Genomic DNA, 16,148 nt, shown 5'->3' on the forward strand with positions numbered 1-16,148 from the left:
CGCCAACGGGCGCTCCAGGCGGCCGCCGGCCGCCGGGCGTAGAAGAACCCGCCGGTCCGGACTTGGGGGGTGTACGGACCAGCGGGTTCGAACATTTAGCATAGTTGAATCAGCACCTGCCGTAAAATCAACACAGTCACCGCTCCACCGAACATCAGAAGCCGCCCTTCCATTCGACTCTGCAGGAAGCCATAAATGCCCTTACCCGCCAAGGCGTTTCAACACTGGCTCCATGGCGTTGCTCCCAACGCGAGCACCGCGGACATCTGCAGAATCTCCGGGATCAAGCGCACCACTCTCGCCCAGCAGCTGGTCCGCGGCAAGGTCGCGGAAACCACCCTTGTCAGCATCAGCCGGGCCCTAAAGCGCCGCCCGCTGGACGACCTCGCCTCGTTTGACAGCTACGCGGAACTTGCAGGGCCGCCGCAGCCGCCCACGCAGGCCGAACTCGTCAGCCAGATTGCCACCATGGATTTGCTGCGGGCTGTCATTTCCCGTTCGTCCCCGGCATACGGGGGCTTCGGAGACGAGGGCAGTTCGCTGACGCCGGCGCTCGGCCCCGCCCCGCACGCCACCTCGGTCCGGAACTGGGTGGACTCGGTCGACGACGGCGAATTACGGCACCGGGTCTCGGCCGCCACCGGAGTCGCGCCGCAGAACTATTCGGCCCAGTTGACCGCCAACAGGCTCTCCCCGGAACTGGCGGTCGCAACCGCGCGCGCCGCGGGCGTAGGATTCACGGGCGGACTCGTCGCTACGGGCTTGATAACGGAAGCCGAGGCGGGCTGGCCCGCCTCGGCCAGGCAAGCCGCTTTGGACGGACTCTCCGATGGCGAGCTCACGGCCCTGGCCGGCGAACGGTTGCAGTCCCTCGGTAAGACCCTGCGCCGCCAGGAACACGAACACGAACAAACTAAGAAGATATGGGAGAACCTCGGTTGATAGCGATCCTGCAGTGGACAACCCTTGTGGTCTGCGCTCTGGCGGCGGCCGCGCGGATCCCGAGCGCACTCCGGGGCCAGAACAGGTCTGTTTTCGGCGTTTTCGTCCTCGCCACCCTTGCCGTTCTGCTCAGCATCGACGTGAGCTACCAGGCCATCGATTTGTGGCTCGGTTCGGAGAACTACGCGAACCTCATCCTGCGCTTTGTCGTCTACGGGGCAGTGATGCTGGCCGGCTACCGGATTGCCAAGGCCTTCGACGCCCTGAGGAGCGTCCGCCTCATCGTCGGCCCCGTAGGCCTCGGTGTTCTCGCCGTCATAGGCATCGCCACCGTGGTCCTCTTCCTGTTGGCTGACACAACCGGGTCCGTCACCGGGCTGGCCACCCTTCCGTCGAGAAGCCCGGAGAACGCAACGCTCATCGAATCGTACGCCGCCGCGGGCCGCCTCTACCCGTCGTTCGTCGCAGTGTGCATCCTGCCCGCCACCTTTCTGGCCATCAGCCAAAGACTGCCCCGGGCCATCCGCATCGGAGCACTGTTGCTGACCATCGCCTTCGCCGGCATGGCCCTCGGCTCCTTCTTCCCCCTGATCCCGCCGGAAATCGGGTACGTGGAAGCGATCATCAACTACACCTCGGTGCTGTGTCTTGCGCTGGGGCTCGCTTTCGTCTGGATCTCCAGCCTGATGGCAAAACGCGCGAAAGAATAGGGATGATTTCTCAATGATCGCGACCCTGCAGTGGACCACCCTGGCCGTCTGCGCCCTGGCTGCCATCACACGTATCCCGAGCGCCCTCCGGGGAGAGAACCGGTCGCTGTTCACTATCTACGCGTTCGTTACCGCGGCAATCCTGTTGAGCATCGACGCACCGTATCTGGCCGTGGACGGGGTGCTGGGCGGCTTCAACCTGGCCAACCTGCTGCTGCGCTTCATCATCTTCGGCACGATCTTTGCGCTGGGGCTCAGAATCGCGCGGGGGTTCGGCGCAACGGACAGCCTCCGGCTGATTACCGGGCCCTATGGGCTCGCCTTTGCGGGAGCGGCGTCAGTCGCGCTGGTAATGGTCTTCCTGATGATGGACACCGCGGGTTCGTCGGCCGGGTTGGTCGCGGTGTATGCCAAAGATGCACGCAATGCCGCGCTCGTGGAATACTATGGCGCCGCCGGCCGTCTCTATCCCGCATACGTCTCCCTCGCCCTCCTGCCTGCCATGGTGCGGACGTTACGCAGCGGACTGCCCGGCCTCGTGCGGTTCGGCGCCGGATTGCTGGCAGTCGGTTCAGTGGCCATGACGCTGAGCCTGCTGTCCCCCGTCATTCCACCGTCGCTGGGGTATCTGCGGTTCGTCTTCAGCTACGCCGCCATTTTGTGCCTCGTGGTGGGGCTTGCCTTGATCTGGGTGTCGAAAATGGTGGCAGCGAAGTCGCGGAAAGCCCACACTGGCTTGACCGGCTAGCAGACGGGGGGCGGTCTCGTCGCAGTCAGGGCCCACCCTGATTGCCGGCGGAATCGGCCGTTGGGCGCTGAGGCTCAGCTGCCTGGCCGTGACGGTGGCGGCCCTGGGCTACGTCGTGGGCCTCGTCGTCTTCTGGTTGTCCGGGCTGGTCTCGAACAAAACTGGTAACGGTAATGCAACATTACGTAAAGACCGCAGCCGGGCATTCACAAAATCATTAGATCGTGAGAGAATCATGAATGTGTGAAAGCGGCATCCGCTTCGTGAACGGGGACAATCCGTGCGGAGCCGAGGCAGCCGCCCAAGCGCCATTGGGGGGATGAGTGGTAGCGGTCCAACTGGACCGCTCCCACTCAGCCTGTTTAACGGCGCATGCCTGCCGGAGAGCCTCCCGGCGGCGCCTTACCGGCCGGCCCGGACCGCGGCCTCAGCGCACAAACCTCAGGGTCACCAGCTGGAAGGGCCGGAGCGCCAGTTCCGCCGAGTCCACCGCTGCAGTCACGCCGGGCGCAGCCGCGGGACGTTCCAGCAGGTCCACCGGATGGACGCCGCTGACGCCGAAGTTGGCTCTAACGTGCCCGGCGGACCGCTCCCCCAGGGATTCATAAACCCGCACGATCACATCGCCGGAGCCATCCTCGGCGAGCTTCACGGCTTCCACCACCAGCGCGGCATTGGAAACCGTGAGGAGCGGTTCCACGCCGTGGGCACCTTTCAGAACCCGGGGCGCGAGGTTCGTGCGGTACCCCTCTTCGACGGCGTCGGCGATGCTGGCGCCGGGACGGATGGTGACGTTCAATTCGTGCAGGCCGCGGTCCGCACCGGGGTCCGGGAACTTCGGCGCGCGCAGCAGCGAGAGCCGCACGGTGGTGGTCGTCCCGCCGTCGATCTCCCGGATAGCCCGGGTGACGTCATGTCCGTACGTTGATGAGTTGGACAGCGCCACCCCGTAGCCGGGTTCGGCAACGTGAATCCACCGGTGGGCGCAGATCTCGAACTTCGCCGCCTCCCAGGAGGTGTTGAGATGCGTCGGGCGGAACACGTGACCGAACTGGGTCTCCGAGGCGGAGCGGTCGGCCCGGACATCGAGGGCGAACCCGAGCTTGAGCAGTTTTTCGCTTTCCTGCCAGTCCACCGCCGTGGAAATCGCCAGGGACGCCGCCCCCGGCGCCAGCGAGATCCGCTGCGTCAGAGTCGAAGCGCCCGCCAGCCGTTCCACCACGACGGCGGCGTCCCCGCCGCTGCGCTCCACTGCCACCGAACGCGCACCGGTCAGCCGGACGACGTTGCGGCGGTAGAAGGCGTCGATGTCCCAGGCATCCCATTCGTTGGGGGTGTCCCGGTGCAGTTCCAGCACGTTCCCGAACTGTCCGGGGGCGATCGCATCGCGCCCGCTCGCATGGTCGATCAGGGATTCCAGCAGGCCATCGGCGTTGATGACGGCCCGGATGATCCCGTTGTCCAGGATGAAGCTGCCGACTGCCTCGGTGACGAGCACCGGCTCCCCCGCGTCCGCCGGCGCGGCGATGGCGAGCGGGGCGACGCCTGTGCGCCTGTGCGGAGCGGCGTTGAGCAGGAAGTCAGTTTCCCCAGCGCCCAGCATCGCGCCGGCGGCGCCGGCGATGATCTCCTCAAGCTGCCTGGCGACGGCGGCATAATTCCGCTCGGCATCCTGGTGCACCCAGGCGATGGAGCTGCCGGGGAGAATGTCGTGGAACTGCTGCAGCAGGACGAGGCGCCAGAGCCGTTTCAGCTCTGCCGCGGGGTACCTATACCCGGTGCGCACGGCGGCCGTGGCGCACCAGAGTTCAGCTTCCCGCAGCAGATGTTCGCTGCGCCGGTTGCCCAGTTTTGTCTTGGCCTGGCTGGTGTACGTGCCGCGGTGGAGTTCGAGGTACATCTCGCCGACCCAGACCGGGAGTGCCTCGTACTCGGCCTGGGCGCGGGCGAAGAAGTTGGCGGCCGGGCCGATTTCCACTCTTGGCGACCCTTCGAGGTCCGCAGTGCGGCGCGCCGCCGCCAGCATCTCGCGGGTGGGACCGCCGCCGCCGTCGCCGTAGCCAAACGGGACCAGCGAGGTGGTGCCCCGTCCGTGGTCCCGGTAGTTCCGCTCAGCGTGGGCGAGCTCCCGGCCGCTGAGTTCGGAGCTGTAGCTGTCCACCGGCGGGAAATGCGTGAAGAGCCGGGTACCGTCGATCCCTTCCCAGTCGAAGGTGTGGTGCGGCATCCGGTTGACCTGGTTCCAGGAAATTTTTTGTGTGAGGAACCACTTGCTGCCTGCGGCCTTGACGATCTGCGGCATGGCCGCCGAATAGCCGAAGGTGTCCGGAAGCCACGCTTCCTCGCATTCCACACCGAACTCGGCCAGGAAGAAGCTCTTTCCCTCCAGGAATTGGCGGGCAATGGCCTCGCCGCCGGGCATGTTGGTGTCCGACTCGACCCACATGCCGCCCACGGGGACGAACTGCCCGGTTTTGACCTTCTCCCGGATCCGCTCGAACAGCTCGGGGTACAGTTCCTTGGTCCAGGCGAGCTGCTGGGCCGAGGAGCACGAAAACACGAAACCCGGGTCTTCGTCCATCAGGGCCACGACGTTGGAGAAGGTGCGGGCGCACTTGCGGATGGTTTCGCGGACGGGCCAGAGCCAGGCGGAGTCGATGTGCGCGTGTCCGGTGGCGAGCAAGTGGTGCGCCGAGGCGTAGGCCGGGCGGGCCAGGACCCCCGCGAGGGCCTCCCGCCCCGCGCCTGCTGTGCCCGGAACGTCGTCGGGGTCCATGACGTCCAGCATCCGTTCCAGCGCGCGGAGGATTTCGTGACGGCGGGGCAGTTCCATCGGCAGTTCGTGCATCAGGCCGCTGAGGGTCCAGATGTCCTGCTGCAGCTCCCAGACAGTCTGGTTGAGTTCGGCGATGACGATCCTGCCGAGCCGGTATTTCGGGTCATTTCCCGCGGTCGCCTTGTCCCCGTACGGGGTGGCTGCGAAGGTCCAGCCCTGCGACAGATCGGGATTGGCGGCCGCCTCGACGTAGAAGTCGACCGACATCCCGCTGCCCAGAAGCTTCAGCGGGATGTACTGGTTCCGCGGCGAAATGGCCTTGACGATCGTGCCGTCCGGGCGCCAGGCGATTCCTTCGCACTGGAAGCCGGGAAGGTCGCCGCTGAAGCCCAGGTCGACGATGATTTCGACTGAAGTGTCCGGGGCCGTGCCCCAGGCGTCCGGAACCTGCCCCTGCAGGCGGAGCCATTTGGTGCTCCACGGCCGCCCCCAGGCGGCTCCGTGCTCCTGCGGTGTGAACTGCTGCCGGAGCGCCTCCAGGGCCGGCACCGGTTCATCCGGGACATCCCAGCTGCTGAGGGTGAGCGGCTCGCTGCGCGGATAAACCGCGGGGACGATGCGTTCGCGAATAAATCGGTCGAGCCGGACTTCCGTGAGACGGCGGTCGTCGTGCAATGTGTTCCTCTTAGCGCTGGCGTGGATGACGCTGAAATGCATCCAATTGATGGATAAAACTTACTTTGCCGGCGGTCCCACGCCAAGGGGGCACTCAGCGGCGTTTAGCCACCTACGGGTACGGGCACGCCGCCCACGCGTCCGGCGCCCGCATAAACGTTCAGCGACGTGCCGCGGCTGAACCCGGCCAGCGTGATGCCGCTGGCCTCGGCGAGTTCGACAGCCAGGCTCGACGGCGCACTCACCGCGGCCAGCACCGGAATGCCGGCCAGTGCCGCCTTCTGCACCAGTTCGAACGACGCCCGTCCGGAGACCTGGAGCACGGTGCCGCGCAGTGGCAGCATGCCTTCGCGGAGGGCCCAGCCGACCACCTTGTCCACGGCATTGTGGCGTCCGACGTCCTCACGCACGCACAGCAGTTCGGCGGACCCGTCGTCGGCGATCCGGAACAGACCGGCAGCGTGCACGCCGCCGGTGACGTCAAAGACAGCCTGGGCTTCCCGCAGCCGGTCCGGAAGGGACGCGAGAATGGTGACGGGAACCACCAGTGGGTCGTCGGCAGGGCTGAAATGCGAGGACTTGTGCACGGCTTCAATGGAATCCGTGCCGCAGATACCGCAGGAGCTTGAGGTGAACACGTTTCGCCCGATGTCCGGCCGGACGACGTCGGGCCTCAGCTGGGCTTCCACCACGTTGAATGTCTGGACGCCGTCCTCGTCCTCCCCGGCGCAGAACCGCAGCGAGACGAGCTGTTCGGGGCTCCAGATGATGCCCTCGGAGACGAGGAAGCCCGCGACGAGGTCAAAGTCGCTCCCCGGGGTCCGCATGGTGACGGAAAAGGACAGGCTGTCCAGCCGGATTTCCAGCGGTTCCTCGACGGCGAGCACGTCCTCCCGGTAGCGGACCGGGAATTCAAGTGCCTGGGGCGACCCGTCCAGGACGTATTTATGCACCTTGCGGCGCTGTGTTACTCGGCCCATCAGGTACTCCTAACCAACATATCTCCATCATGGCAAGCACTGGGCCGGGTGGCCAGCGCGGGTTCAAGGCAAGGTGCTACCCCAGCAGTTCACTCCAGTCCACAGGGCCGCCGGTTCCGGCAGGCTTCCGGGCAGGCCGCTTGGGGGCCGGTTTGTCCTTCGCGGCCGCAGGATCCGGAAGGGGCGCGCCCCAGGGAAGGGCAAAGGCCGGAACGAGTTCCCCCAGCTGCACTCCATGCGGAGGGACCACCAGGACACCGTCGGCCGCGGCCAGCCCGCGCATCATTCCCGGGCCGGTGTGCTGCGCCGGGGAGGCCATGCCGTAGAGCAGCCGAAAGGGCATCAGCCGGGTCCGGCCGGGGTCGGGCTCGATCATGGATCCGCAGGGGACCTCGGTGACATGAGGCAGGGGCCGGTGCCCCAGTGCCGCCAGGAGCGGGGCGCCAATGGTTGACAGTGCCATCATGGCGGCCAGCGGATTGCCCGGCAGCCCGATGATGAACCTGCCATCCGGCAGCTCCGCCAGGACGGCGGGGTGGCCTGGCCGCATGGCGATGCCGTCGATGAGCAGCCGGCCGCCGAGCTCGGCGACGGACCGCCGCAGGTGGTCGGTGCCGGACTGGCCGGTGCCGCCCGTGGTGATGACGACGTCGGCGGGCAACGGCCCGGCGGCGGAAGGCCCGGGAAGCTGCCCCGCGGCAGCTGCCCCGGCGTCCTCTGCCGGTTCGGGGTCCTCGAGCGCGGCAAGCCACTCGGCATAGCTGTCGCCAATTTTTGTTTCCCCGGCGCAGATTCCCCCAAGCATTTCCACGACGCCGGCGAGCTGGGGACCGAAGGTGTCGCGCACTTGCCCGGGCTCCGGGATCCCCGCCGTGACCACCTCGGAGCCGGTGAACACCAGCCGGACGATTGCTTTGCCCACCACCTGGAGGCTGTCGTGGCCGGCGAGGGCCGCGAGCGCCAGGTGGGCGGGGTTGAGCAGCGTGCCGCTCTTGATCAGCATTTCCCCGGCGGCGGCTTCCTGCGCGGCCTTTCGGATGTGTTCGCCGTTCCGCGGCTCACCGGGCTTGGCGCGGCCGCCAAGCTGCAGCACCGGCAACCCCTCCTCATCGCTGGCGATGGTGCCGCTTTCGCTGCGCAGAACGGCCTTCGCCCCGGGAGGAATCAGTCCGCCCGTGACGATCGGGCTGGCCTGGTGGGGCGCCAACCGCTGGCCGGGTTCCGCGAGGATCCAGGGTCCGCTGCCGTTGACCGCCCAGCCGTCCATGGCGGAGGAGGCATAGTGCGGCAGGTCCACGAGCGCTTCCACATCGGCGGCAAGCGTCCGCCCCAGGGCCTCGCTCAGGGCGACGGGGGCAGCGGGAATGGGAGTTGCGCAGTCGAAGGCAAGCTGCCAGGCCTCCTGCCAGGTGTGTGCGAGGTGCCGGTGCGGCGGCGCATCGGGTTCCGCGCCGGATGCCGGCCCAACCCCGGCGGCAGCTGCGCCGCCGTGAGGGGGTGCAGGTGTCATGCCCCGGAGGCTTCGGTGGCCGCGTAGTCCGTGGCGAGTTTGCGGGCTACGCCCATCGCTGCCTGCATGGAAACGGCATCCGTGGCCTGTCCCGAGCCGGAGGCCAGGCCTGCCGCGAAGCCGGCGATGAACGTCGTCAAGGGAGCGGCCGGGCGCACCACAGAGTGCGCTGCCACACCGGCGAGGGCCAGGACCTCGTTCACGTCAACCTCGACGTCTTCCAGTTCCAGGGCCTGAAGCAGGGCACGGCACCAGTCTTCCAGTGTTTCATCCTGGGTTTTCACCGTTTGCCTCCAAGGTCGAGTTCAGCTGGGGAGTCCCGGGCCGGCTGCCGGATTGGCGGCCGCGGTCATGGCTATCACTGCCACTCCCGCCGGGCGGGCGGGTCACCCCTAATGCGGACGCATCGTCCCAAGTATCCACATCATCGGTGGACCCCTCGGGGACGCTGACCTCCCGCACCTCCAGCCTAGCAAGAAGGGAGAACACCGAGGCGTTTTCAAGCGTGCCGCGCCGGGCTGCCTCGGCGACGCATCGTTGTAGCGCAACTGTGCCATATAGGCCCACCAGGGGCTGCCGGCGCCCGTCAGCGGACACTGCCACCAGGGCGTCCACCGGGGGGGCTCCCGCAGCCGCCTCCAGCAGCACCCGGACGGCAGCGCCCGCCCGTGGCATGTCGCAGGCCAGGACCAGGGTGTACGGGGCGGCAACACGGTGGCGCGGTTCCCCGTCGCGGTCCTGCGCCAGCGCGGAAAGACCTGCGGCGATGGCCGCGGCGGGTCCGGCGTACGGCGGGTCCTCCCGGCAGCTCAGAACACCCTCGGGCAGCCCCCCCGGGTCGGGCCCGACGACGGCGATTGCCGCCGCGGCGCGGGCGGCCAGCAGGGCGCGCTCAAGGAGGGAGGCGCCGTCGTGCATCAGTCCGGACTTGGGGACGCCGCCCAGCCGGGAGGACCTCCCGCCGGAAAGAATGACAGCATCAAATTCCACCCGCCCAGCCTAACGCGGTCCGGGGATATCCCGGATCAGAGTAAGGGACCTGCTTCAGGCCGCGGATTCCGGCAGCAGGAAAGGGTCCCAGGCCGGAGTGGGCTTCTCTAGTTCCTTGATCTGCCAGGTTGTGCCGCGTGGCGGCGCAGGGGTGAAGCTGAGCTTCCACCCCATTTCCCCCGGAGTGTGGTCACCCTTGGCGTTGTTGCACCTCAGGCAGGCAGCGACCAGATTCTCCCAGGAATCCGCGCCACCCCTGGATTTGGGCTGGACATGATCGATGGTGTGGGCAGCTTTGCCGCAGTAGGCGCAGCGTTGTCCGTCCCGGCGGAGCACACCCCGGCGGCTGACCGCCGTTGAGGTGTTGTACCGGGGCCTGATGTAGCGATTCAACAGAATCACCGAGGGACGGCCCAGGACGTCCTGGGGTCCGACGACGGGATCGTCGCCTTCCGCCACGACGCTGGCCTTCCCGGTCAGCACAAGGACGAGCGCCCGGCGGAAGGTCACAACCGCCAGCGGTTCATATCCAGCATTCAGAACGAGAGTGCGCATCCGCATACCTCTTCACGGCCGCACCCGCCAGGGGCACGAGGGCCGGCTGCCCTCTGCATGGTCGGGCTATGGATCGACAAAACAAGAGTAAACACTGAGGTGCCGTTTCACCGAATTTTTTTGCCGGCGGCCGGCCGTGCAGGCTGAAGTTCACGCTCCGGCAGCACAAAGGACCCCCGCCGGATGGCGGGGGTCCTTTGTGTTGCGATCAGGTGAAGTCTTAGCCGCCGACGCGGATGAAGACCGGACCGGAGCCGACGTTGACGGTCTGCAGGGACGTGGTCCCACCGTTCCAGCCGCCGTGGACGGCCATGCCGTTGCCGACGTAAACAGCGATGTGGGCCATGCCCGAGCCACCGTTCGCGTAGTACGCAAGGTCGCCGGAGCGTGCCTCGGCAGCGCTCACGGTGCGTCCCAGGGACAGGTAACCTGCCGGCCAGCCGTGGTAGTTGATGCCCGCAGCAGCCAGCGCGTTCGTGGCAAGTGCGGTGCAGTCCTGGCTGATGCCGATCTGGGCGTAGGCAGCCGCGGCGATCGTGGCGCCCATGCCGCTGGCGACGGCCAGGGCCGGGGTGGCGGCAGCGGTGGAGGCGGCGGCGCCGGCCTTCGTGCCTGCGGCCGGGGCGGCGGCGGGAGCCGCCTGCACCTTGACGACAGGCTTCGGGGCCTCGACGACGGGGGCCGGTGACGTGGTGACAGCCGGCTTCTCGTAGGAGATCGCGATGGTCGAAGCAGCCGAGATGGTCGCCGGGGAGGCCGACTGTACTTCGAGCGTGGAAGCGGAGGTGGAGTCGCGCTGGACGTTGGTCTCAGCAGCGTTGGCCGCGATACCGCTGGTCAGGACGAGGCCGGAAGCAGCTGCGATAACTGCAGCCTGGCGACCCATGCCGCCGGCGTTGTCGCCGACAGCTTTGGCAATGACGGCCAGCGAGTTGGTCTTGGTGACCTCGGCGCGGTGCCGTGCGTTTGCACGAGTAGTCATTAAGTTCTCTCTTTCGTGATCCTGGGTCCGCGCTTTTCGGGCGCGGGCTGAGGACGCTCCGGCATCTTGGGGGTACGCCGGATCGCCCCGAAATGGGTTACTTAGCGAAGGGTGTACTGCGAAGACGCGCCAAAAGCGGGAACTGCGTGCAGGTGCTTGGCCTGCGGGCCGGTCTCAGCAGAGCTTGAGACGGCGGCATGGAATCCGTTCCGGGCACCAAAAAGGGCGGTACGGACATTGGATTCCAGCGGGCTCGTTAGAGCCGCGCAAGCGCGGTGACGCGCAGCATTGTGGCGTGAAGACACGAAAGTAGCCTCTCCCAATGCCTGCGAGGTGAGCTGTCGGATTCGGATGGGAGTCACCCGGCCGCGCTGCTTCCTGGGAAGCTTTGCGACTTAACCCCAAGGTCTTCTTGCGAAGACCAAAATTGGTTCCCCCGCCCCTGCCAGACGATGTCATGCGAACGGACCTTGAGCGGTGGCAGAGCTAGGCAATCCACTCAAGAGCGCCAACTTCGGAAAAGTTGGCGTAGGTCAAACGGTACAGCAGTTGGGACGCAATGTCACATTCAGATCACGGCATGTCACAAGAATGCGAGAGTGATCCATCGTCTTGGCTCAAAGCCAGCCGAGGGGGTCAACAACATCGCCGTTGACCATCACCTCAAAGTGGAGGTGGCAGCCGGTGGACGCGCCTGTGGTGCCGCTCATGGCGACGAGGTCCCCGCGCGAGACCTTCTGGCCGACGTGGACCGAGGAAGAGGACAGGTGGTTATAGGTGGTCTCCAGGCCGTTGCCGTGGTCGATCACGATGCGGTTACCCCCGCCATAGGGGTGCCATCCAGAAAATGTGACGGTGCCGCTGGCCGCCGCGTGGACGGCTGTTCCGCACTGTGCGGCATAGTCCTGGCCGCGGTGGAACTCACCCGCACCGCCCGTGATGGGGCTGACACGGTAGCCGAAGGGAGAGGAAGCCATCATCACATCCAGCGGCGCACCGAGGGTCCCCGCCGATGCCGCACGCGTGATGCTGCCGACGGATTGGGCGCTCAGCAACTGCTTGAGCTTCCCGTCCGGGTCACCCTGGGTGGTGACCGCGGTGCGGCTGAAGTCGATCTTGGCCTCGGCCGCGGTGACGTCCGGCTGGACGGCGGCCGACACGGATCCCGAGCCGGACGCGGCGTCCGTGGCCATGACAGGGCCCGTGGCGGGCACGGTGACAGTGAGGACCAGTCCCGTGGCGGCCAGGGCGATGCCGGCCTTTTGCCCGACGCCGCTGGCGGCGGCAAAGTCGGTTACCTGGCGGAACGGGCTGCGGCGGCCCCTGCGTTCATCGCGGTGCGCGTCACGCGGGCGGTCTGCCAGGACGGCGACGGCCGGACGCGGCTCCGGAGCGGGACCGGTCGCACGGCGGCGGCCCTTGGCGGTCTGGATGGTCAAGAACGGTTCCTCTCTGGAGAGCCTGCGGGGTTAGCTGTCGGATTCGGGTCAGAGAGATCAAAGACCCGGCCCGCCGTAGCAAGCACCCAGGCACAGAGGCATCCAAAGGAGTCCCTCGGTGGAGCGTGCTTGCCGCTGACGGACTTCACCCCAAGGCTGCAAAACAGCCGGAAGTGGTTCCCCCGCCCCTGCCAGAAAGGTGACTCTGGGACTGATCCGCTGGCAGAGCTCGGCTCGGATCAGATAACGCTTTGGTATCGGTACTAGCCTTCAACTATAGGCGATGAAGCCGTCGGGAGATAAATCCGTTATCGATTCTGTGCACAACTCATGGGTCGTCCCATGAGCGGACGACTAGCGCCGGTTAGCTGACGGTAACAAAGACGTGCGCAGCAACCTCGGGCGGGAGTTCCAGTGCGCCCTCGATATCCGGCACCCGCACCGAGATGTACTCCCCCACCCGCTCCAGTGACACCGATGCGCCGGGGCGGATGCCGCCTTCGTCAAGCTGGACCAGCAGTTCCGGTTCGACCTGGATGGGTTCGGCGAGCCGGCTGACCCTGACCCGGGAATCCGGCCCGTAGCCGGACATGGCCTCGAGCAAATTCACAACGCCGTCCAGGGGCGGCTGGGACGGCAGGCCCCCCAGTTCGGCGAGGCCGGGAATCGGGTTGCCATAGGGCGAGACGGTGGGGTGGTTGAGCAGCTCGAAGATCCGCCGCTCCACCCGTTCGCTCATGACATGTTCCCAGCGGCAGGCTTCCTCATGGACATAGGCCCAGTCGAGCCCGATCACATCGGCCAGCAGACGTTCGGCAAGGCGGTGCTTGCGCATGACTTCGATGGCACGTTTCCGGCCGGTTGCGGTTAGTTCAAGGTGCCTGTCGCCCGAAACGACCACCAGCCCGTCGCGCTCCATGCGGCCAATGGTCTGCGAAACAGTCGGGCCCGAGTGGCGGAGCCGCTCGGCGATGCGGGCACGGAGAGCGACAATGTTCTCTTCTTCAAGTTCCAGAATGGTCCGAAGATACATCTCGGTTGTATCGATCAGATCCGTCATTCAGCTCAGCTCCTCGAGCGCCGTCCTTGCGTGATTCCCACCGTACCGCGAGCTGCTGGCGCCCTGGCGGGGTCCGCCGTACGTTCGCAGGACAGCTTAGCCTATTTTGAATTTGTCCGGATAATCTCAATGACCGGACTGTGACGGCCGCTTTTGCCTCGCCTGCCGGGCAGTCAGGCAGAATGAAACGCAAGGCTCCGCTGCAGCCACCTGCCGGGCCATCTCCTGAGCCGCACCCTAGTACCTGCCGAAAATTGGAGCCACTGTGAGCGACACCAGCATCACGATTCCCGCAAACCTCCTTCCCAAGGACGGCCGGTTCGGCGCCGGACCCTCCAAGGTCCGCCCGGAACAGCTGGAAGCCCTCGCCGCGGCTTCGAAGCTCCTGGGAACATCCCACCGCCAGGCGCCGGTCAAGAACCTCGTGGGCTCGGTCCGGAACGGGCTCAGCCAGTTCTTCCGGGCCCCCGACGGCTACGAGGTCATCCTCGGCGTCGGCGGATCGACCGCGTTCTGGGACATCGCCAGCTTCGGCCTGGTCGAGAACAAGGCACAGCACCTGTCCTTTGGCGAGTTTGGCTCGAAGTTCGCCTCAGCGACCAACAAGGCACCCTTCCTCGCGGAGTCCTCCATCATCAAGTCCGAGCCGGGCACCCGCCCTGCAGCGCGGGCCGAAGCCGGCGTCGATGTCTACGCCTGGCCCCAGAACGAGACGTCCACCGGCGTTGCCGCTCCGGTCCAGCGTGTGGCCGGCGCCGACGCGGGTTCCCTCGTCCTGGTGGACGCCACCTCGGCTGCCGGCGGGCTGGACGTCGACGTCGCCGAAGCGGACGTCTACTACTTCGCCCCGCAGAAGAACTTTGCGTCCGACGGCGGCCTGTGGCTTGGCCTGTTCTCCCCCGCAGCGCTGGAGCGGGCGGCGCGGATCAAGGCCGACGGACGCTGGATCCCGGACTTCCTGGACCTGCAGACCGCGATCGACAACTCGCGGCTGAACCAGACCTACAACACCCCCGCGCTGGCCACGCTCGTCACGCTGGACGCCCAGGTGCAGTGGCTCAACGCGAACGGCGGACTGGACTTCGCCTCGGCGCGGACCGCGGATTCCGCCGGCCGCATCTACCGCTGGGCCGAGGCTTCGAAGTACGCGACCCCGTTTGTGGCGAAGGCGGAGGACCGTTCCAACGTCATCGCGACGATCGACTTCGACGACTCCATCGATGCCGCCGCGATCGCGAAGGTGCTCCGCGCCAACGGCATTGTGGACACCGAACCGTACCGCAAGCTGGGCCGCAACCAGCTCCGGATCGCGACCTTCGTGGCCATCGAGCCCGACGACGTGTCCGCGCTGCTGGAATGCATCGACTTCGTGGTGGGCGAGCTGAAAAAGTAGCTGCCCGCCCAACACAGAGCGCTGAAGCGTCAGCAATCGACAACGAGCGTCAGCGTTCGACGGCGTCGTCCGGTCTTATTCCCGGGCGGCGCCGTCCGCGTTGGGGCCGTCGGCGCTCCGGGGCCCGGCGGACACGACGCGGAACTGGCGCAGGCCTCGGGCGCGGCGGTCAAACCGGATCCGCAGCTGCCTGGCCCGGACGATCCACACCAGCCCGATCAGGGCCGCGATCAGGCCCGAGGCCGCCGCGACGCTCAGCGACCAGCGGGGGCCGGCGACGTTTGCGACCCAGCCCACGAACGGCGCCCCGATGGGCGTGCCGCCCATGAAGATCGCCATATAGAGCGCCATCACCCGGCCGCGCATCACGGGGTCGGTGGTCGTCTGGACGTAGCCGTTGGCGCTCGTCAGCATGGTAATGGCGAAGAGTCCCACCGGAACCAGCGCCACACCGAACCAGAAGTAGCTGGGGGCCAGTGCGGCGATGCCCGCGGTCACGCCGAAGGCTCCGGCCGCCCCGAATATGATCCGCAGCCTGGGCTTCTGTCGTCCGGCGGACAGCAGGGCGCCGGCGACGGATCCAATGGCCATAATGGAATTCATCAGGCCGAAGGCGCTGGCGTCCAGGCCGAATTCCGTGCCGACCATGGCCGCGATGAACAGCACAAAGTTCAGTCCCAGGGTGCCCACGATGAAGACCGCGACCAGCACCACCACGATGTCGGGCCGGAACCGCACGTACCGCAGCCCTTCCCGGATCCGTCCCTTGCCGGCCGACGCCCGGGGCAGCTGGCGCAGCGACGCCGAGGGAATCCGCCACAGGCTCAGCAGCAGGGCCACGAAGGTCAGGGTGTTGATCAGGAAGACCCAGCCGGGTCCCACAGCGACCGTGAGGACGCCGGCGACGGCGGGGCCGATCATCCGCGCCACATTGAAGGAGGCGCTGTTGAGCGCCACCGCGTTGGGGAGGTAATCGTCGCGGACCAGTTCGGAGACGAACGTCTGGCGCACGGGAGCATCCAGTGCGGAGACGACCCCGAGCAGCAGGGCGAAACCGTAGACATGCCACAGTTGCGCAGCCCCGGAAATCACGAGGATGCCCAGGGCAGCGCTCAGCACCGCCATCGCCGACTGGGTCGCGACGAGCAGCTGCTTGCGGTTGAAACGGTCCGCCACCAGCCCGGCCACGGGGGCGAGGAATAGCTGGGGCCCGAGTTGCAGGGCCATGGTGATGCCCATGGCGCTGGCGTCGTGTTCGGTCAGGTGGTCAAAGACCAGCCAGTCCTGGGCAGTGCGCTGCATCCAGGTCCCGATATTGGAAATGATCGCCCCGATGAACCAGATCCGGTAGTTCAGGATGTGCAGGGACTTGAAGGTGGACATCATGT

At 66.8% G+C, this 16,148-nt stretch carries 14 protein-coding genes and 2 riboswitches; of the genes, 4 read left to right on the top strand and 10 right to left on the bottom strand.

Annotated features, from left to right (window positions below; genetic code table 11):
- Positions 1-195: 195 nt before the first annotated feature.
- The 3 genes from AC1MFL_RS05960 to AC1MFL_RS05970 are packed head-to-tail and all read left to right on the top strand — an operon-like array spanning position 196 to position 2,400.
- Positions 196-942, top strand: coding sequence for a hypothetical protein (locus tag AC1MFL_RS05960; protein WP_479814023.1), 747 nt, complete (start codon positions 196-198; stop codon positions 940-942).
- Complete coding sequence (locus AC1MFL_RS05965) at positions 924-1,652, top strand: hypothetical protein (RefSeq protein WP_479814024.1); 729 nt, start codon at positions 924-926, stop codon at positions 1,650-1,652. The genes AC1MFL_RS05960 and AC1MFL_RS05965 overlap by 19 nt, the downstream gene beginning before the upstream one ends.
- A gap of 13 nt (positions 1,653-1,665) precedes the next feature.
- Positions 1,666-2,400 (top strand): hypothetical protein, encoded by a 735-nt coding sequence (locus AC1MFL_RS05970; RefSeq protein WP_479814025.1) that lies wholly within the window; start codon positions 1,666-1,668, stop codon positions 2,398-2,400.
- 427 nt (positions 2,401-2,827) lie between these two features.
- On the opposite strand, the gene AC1MFL_RS05975 is transcribed toward AC1MFL_RS05970, so the two are convergent.
- From AC1MFL_RS05975 to AC1MFL_RS06015, 9 genes are all read right to left on the bottom strand, one after another.
- The gene (locus AC1MFL_RS05975) at positions 2,828-5,851 is read right to left on the bottom strand and encodes an alpha-mannosidase (protein ID WP_479814026.1); all 3,024 of its coding nucleotides are present in this window, start codon (positions 5,849-5,851) and stop codon (positions 2,828-2,830) included.
- A 104-nt stretch (positions 5,852-5,955) separates the two neighbouring features.
- Positions 5,956-6,831: a formate dehydrogenase accessory sulfurtransferase FdhD gene (gene fdhD / locus AC1MFL_RS05980; RefSeq protein WP_479814027.1), complete on the bottom strand. Its 876-nt coding sequence runs from the start codon at positions 6,829-6,831 to the stop codon at positions 5,956-5,958.
- 76 nt (positions 6,832-6,907) lie between these two features.
- Positions 6,908-8,341, bottom strand: coding sequence for a molybdopterin molybdotransferase MoeA (locus tag AC1MFL_RS05985; RefSeq protein WP_479814028.1), 1,434 nt, complete (start codon positions 8,339-8,341; stop codon positions 6,908-6,910).
- Entirely contained in the window at positions 8,338-8,625 is a 288-nt protein-coding gene (locus AC1MFL_RS05990; RefSeq protein WP_479814029.1) for a DUF6457 domain-containing protein, read from the bottom strand. Before AC1MFL_RS05990 ends, AC1MFL_RS05985 begins: the two co-directional genes overlap by 4 nt.
- Positions 8,609-9,331 (bottom strand): molybdenum cofactor guanylyltransferase, encoded by a 723-nt coding sequence (gene mobA / locus AC1MFL_RS05995; RefSeq protein ID WP_479814030.1) that lies wholly within the window; start codon positions 9,329-9,331, stop codon positions 8,609-8,611. The genes AC1MFL_RS05990 and mobA overlap by 17 nt, the downstream gene beginning before the upstream one ends.
- A 54-nt stretch (positions 9,332-9,385) precedes the next feature.
- The gene (locus AC1MFL_RS06000) at positions 9,386-9,886 is read right to left on the bottom strand and encodes an HNH endonuclease (RefSeq protein ID WP_479814031.1); all 501 of its coding nucleotides are present in this window, start codon (positions 9,884-9,886) and stop codon (positions 9,386-9,388) included.
- Between the two features lie 220 nt (positions 9,887-10,106).
- Positions 10,107-10,868, bottom strand: a complete 762-nt coding sequence (locus AC1MFL_RS06005; protein WP_479814032.1) for an NlpC/P60 family protein — start codon at positions 10,866-10,868, stop codon at positions 10,107-10,109.
- 309 nt (positions 10,869-11,177) lie between these two features.
- A riboswitch (cyclic di-AMP (ydaO/yuaA leader) is annotated at positions 11,178-11,336 on the bottom strand.
- Between the two features lie 149 nt (positions 11,337-11,485).
- Positions 11,486-12,301: a M23 family metallopeptidase gene (locus tag AC1MFL_RS06010; RefSeq protein ID WP_479815336.1), complete on the bottom strand. Its 816-nt coding sequence runs from the start codon at positions 12,299-12,301 to the stop codon at positions 11,486-11,488.
- A 10-nt stretch (positions 12,302-12,311) separates the two neighbouring features.
- Positions 12,312-12,522: riboswitch (cyclic di-AMP (ydaO/yuaA leader) on the bottom strand.
- Positions 12,523-12,671: 149 nt separating this feature from the next.
- A complete protein-coding gene (locus tag AC1MFL_RS06015) occupies positions 12,672-13,367 on the bottom strand; it encodes an iron-dependent transcriptional repressor DtxR (protein WP_479814033.1) in 696 nt (231 codons plus the stop codon).
- A gap of 265 nt (positions 13,368-13,632) precedes the next feature.
- Between AC1MFL_RS06015 and serC the strand changes: the two genes are divergently transcribed.
- Entirely contained in the window at positions 13,633-14,760 is a 1,128-nt protein-coding gene (gene serC, locus AC1MFL_RS06020; protein WP_479814034.1) for a phosphoserine transaminase, read from the top strand.
- A 75-nt stretch (positions 14,761-14,835) separates the two neighbouring features.
- Here serC and AC1MFL_RS06025 read toward each other — a convergent pair whose 3' ends face one another.
- Positions 14,836-16,143 carry an MFS transporter gene (locus tag AC1MFL_RS06025; protein ID WP_479815338.1) on the bottom strand — a complete coding sequence of 436 codons (1,308 nt, stop codon included), beginning with the start codon at positions 16,141-16,143 and terminating at the stop codon, positions 14,836-14,838.
- Positions 16,144-16,148 lie beyond the last annotated feature (5 nt).

Source organism: Arthrobacter sp. BG3 (assembly GCF_056680185.1).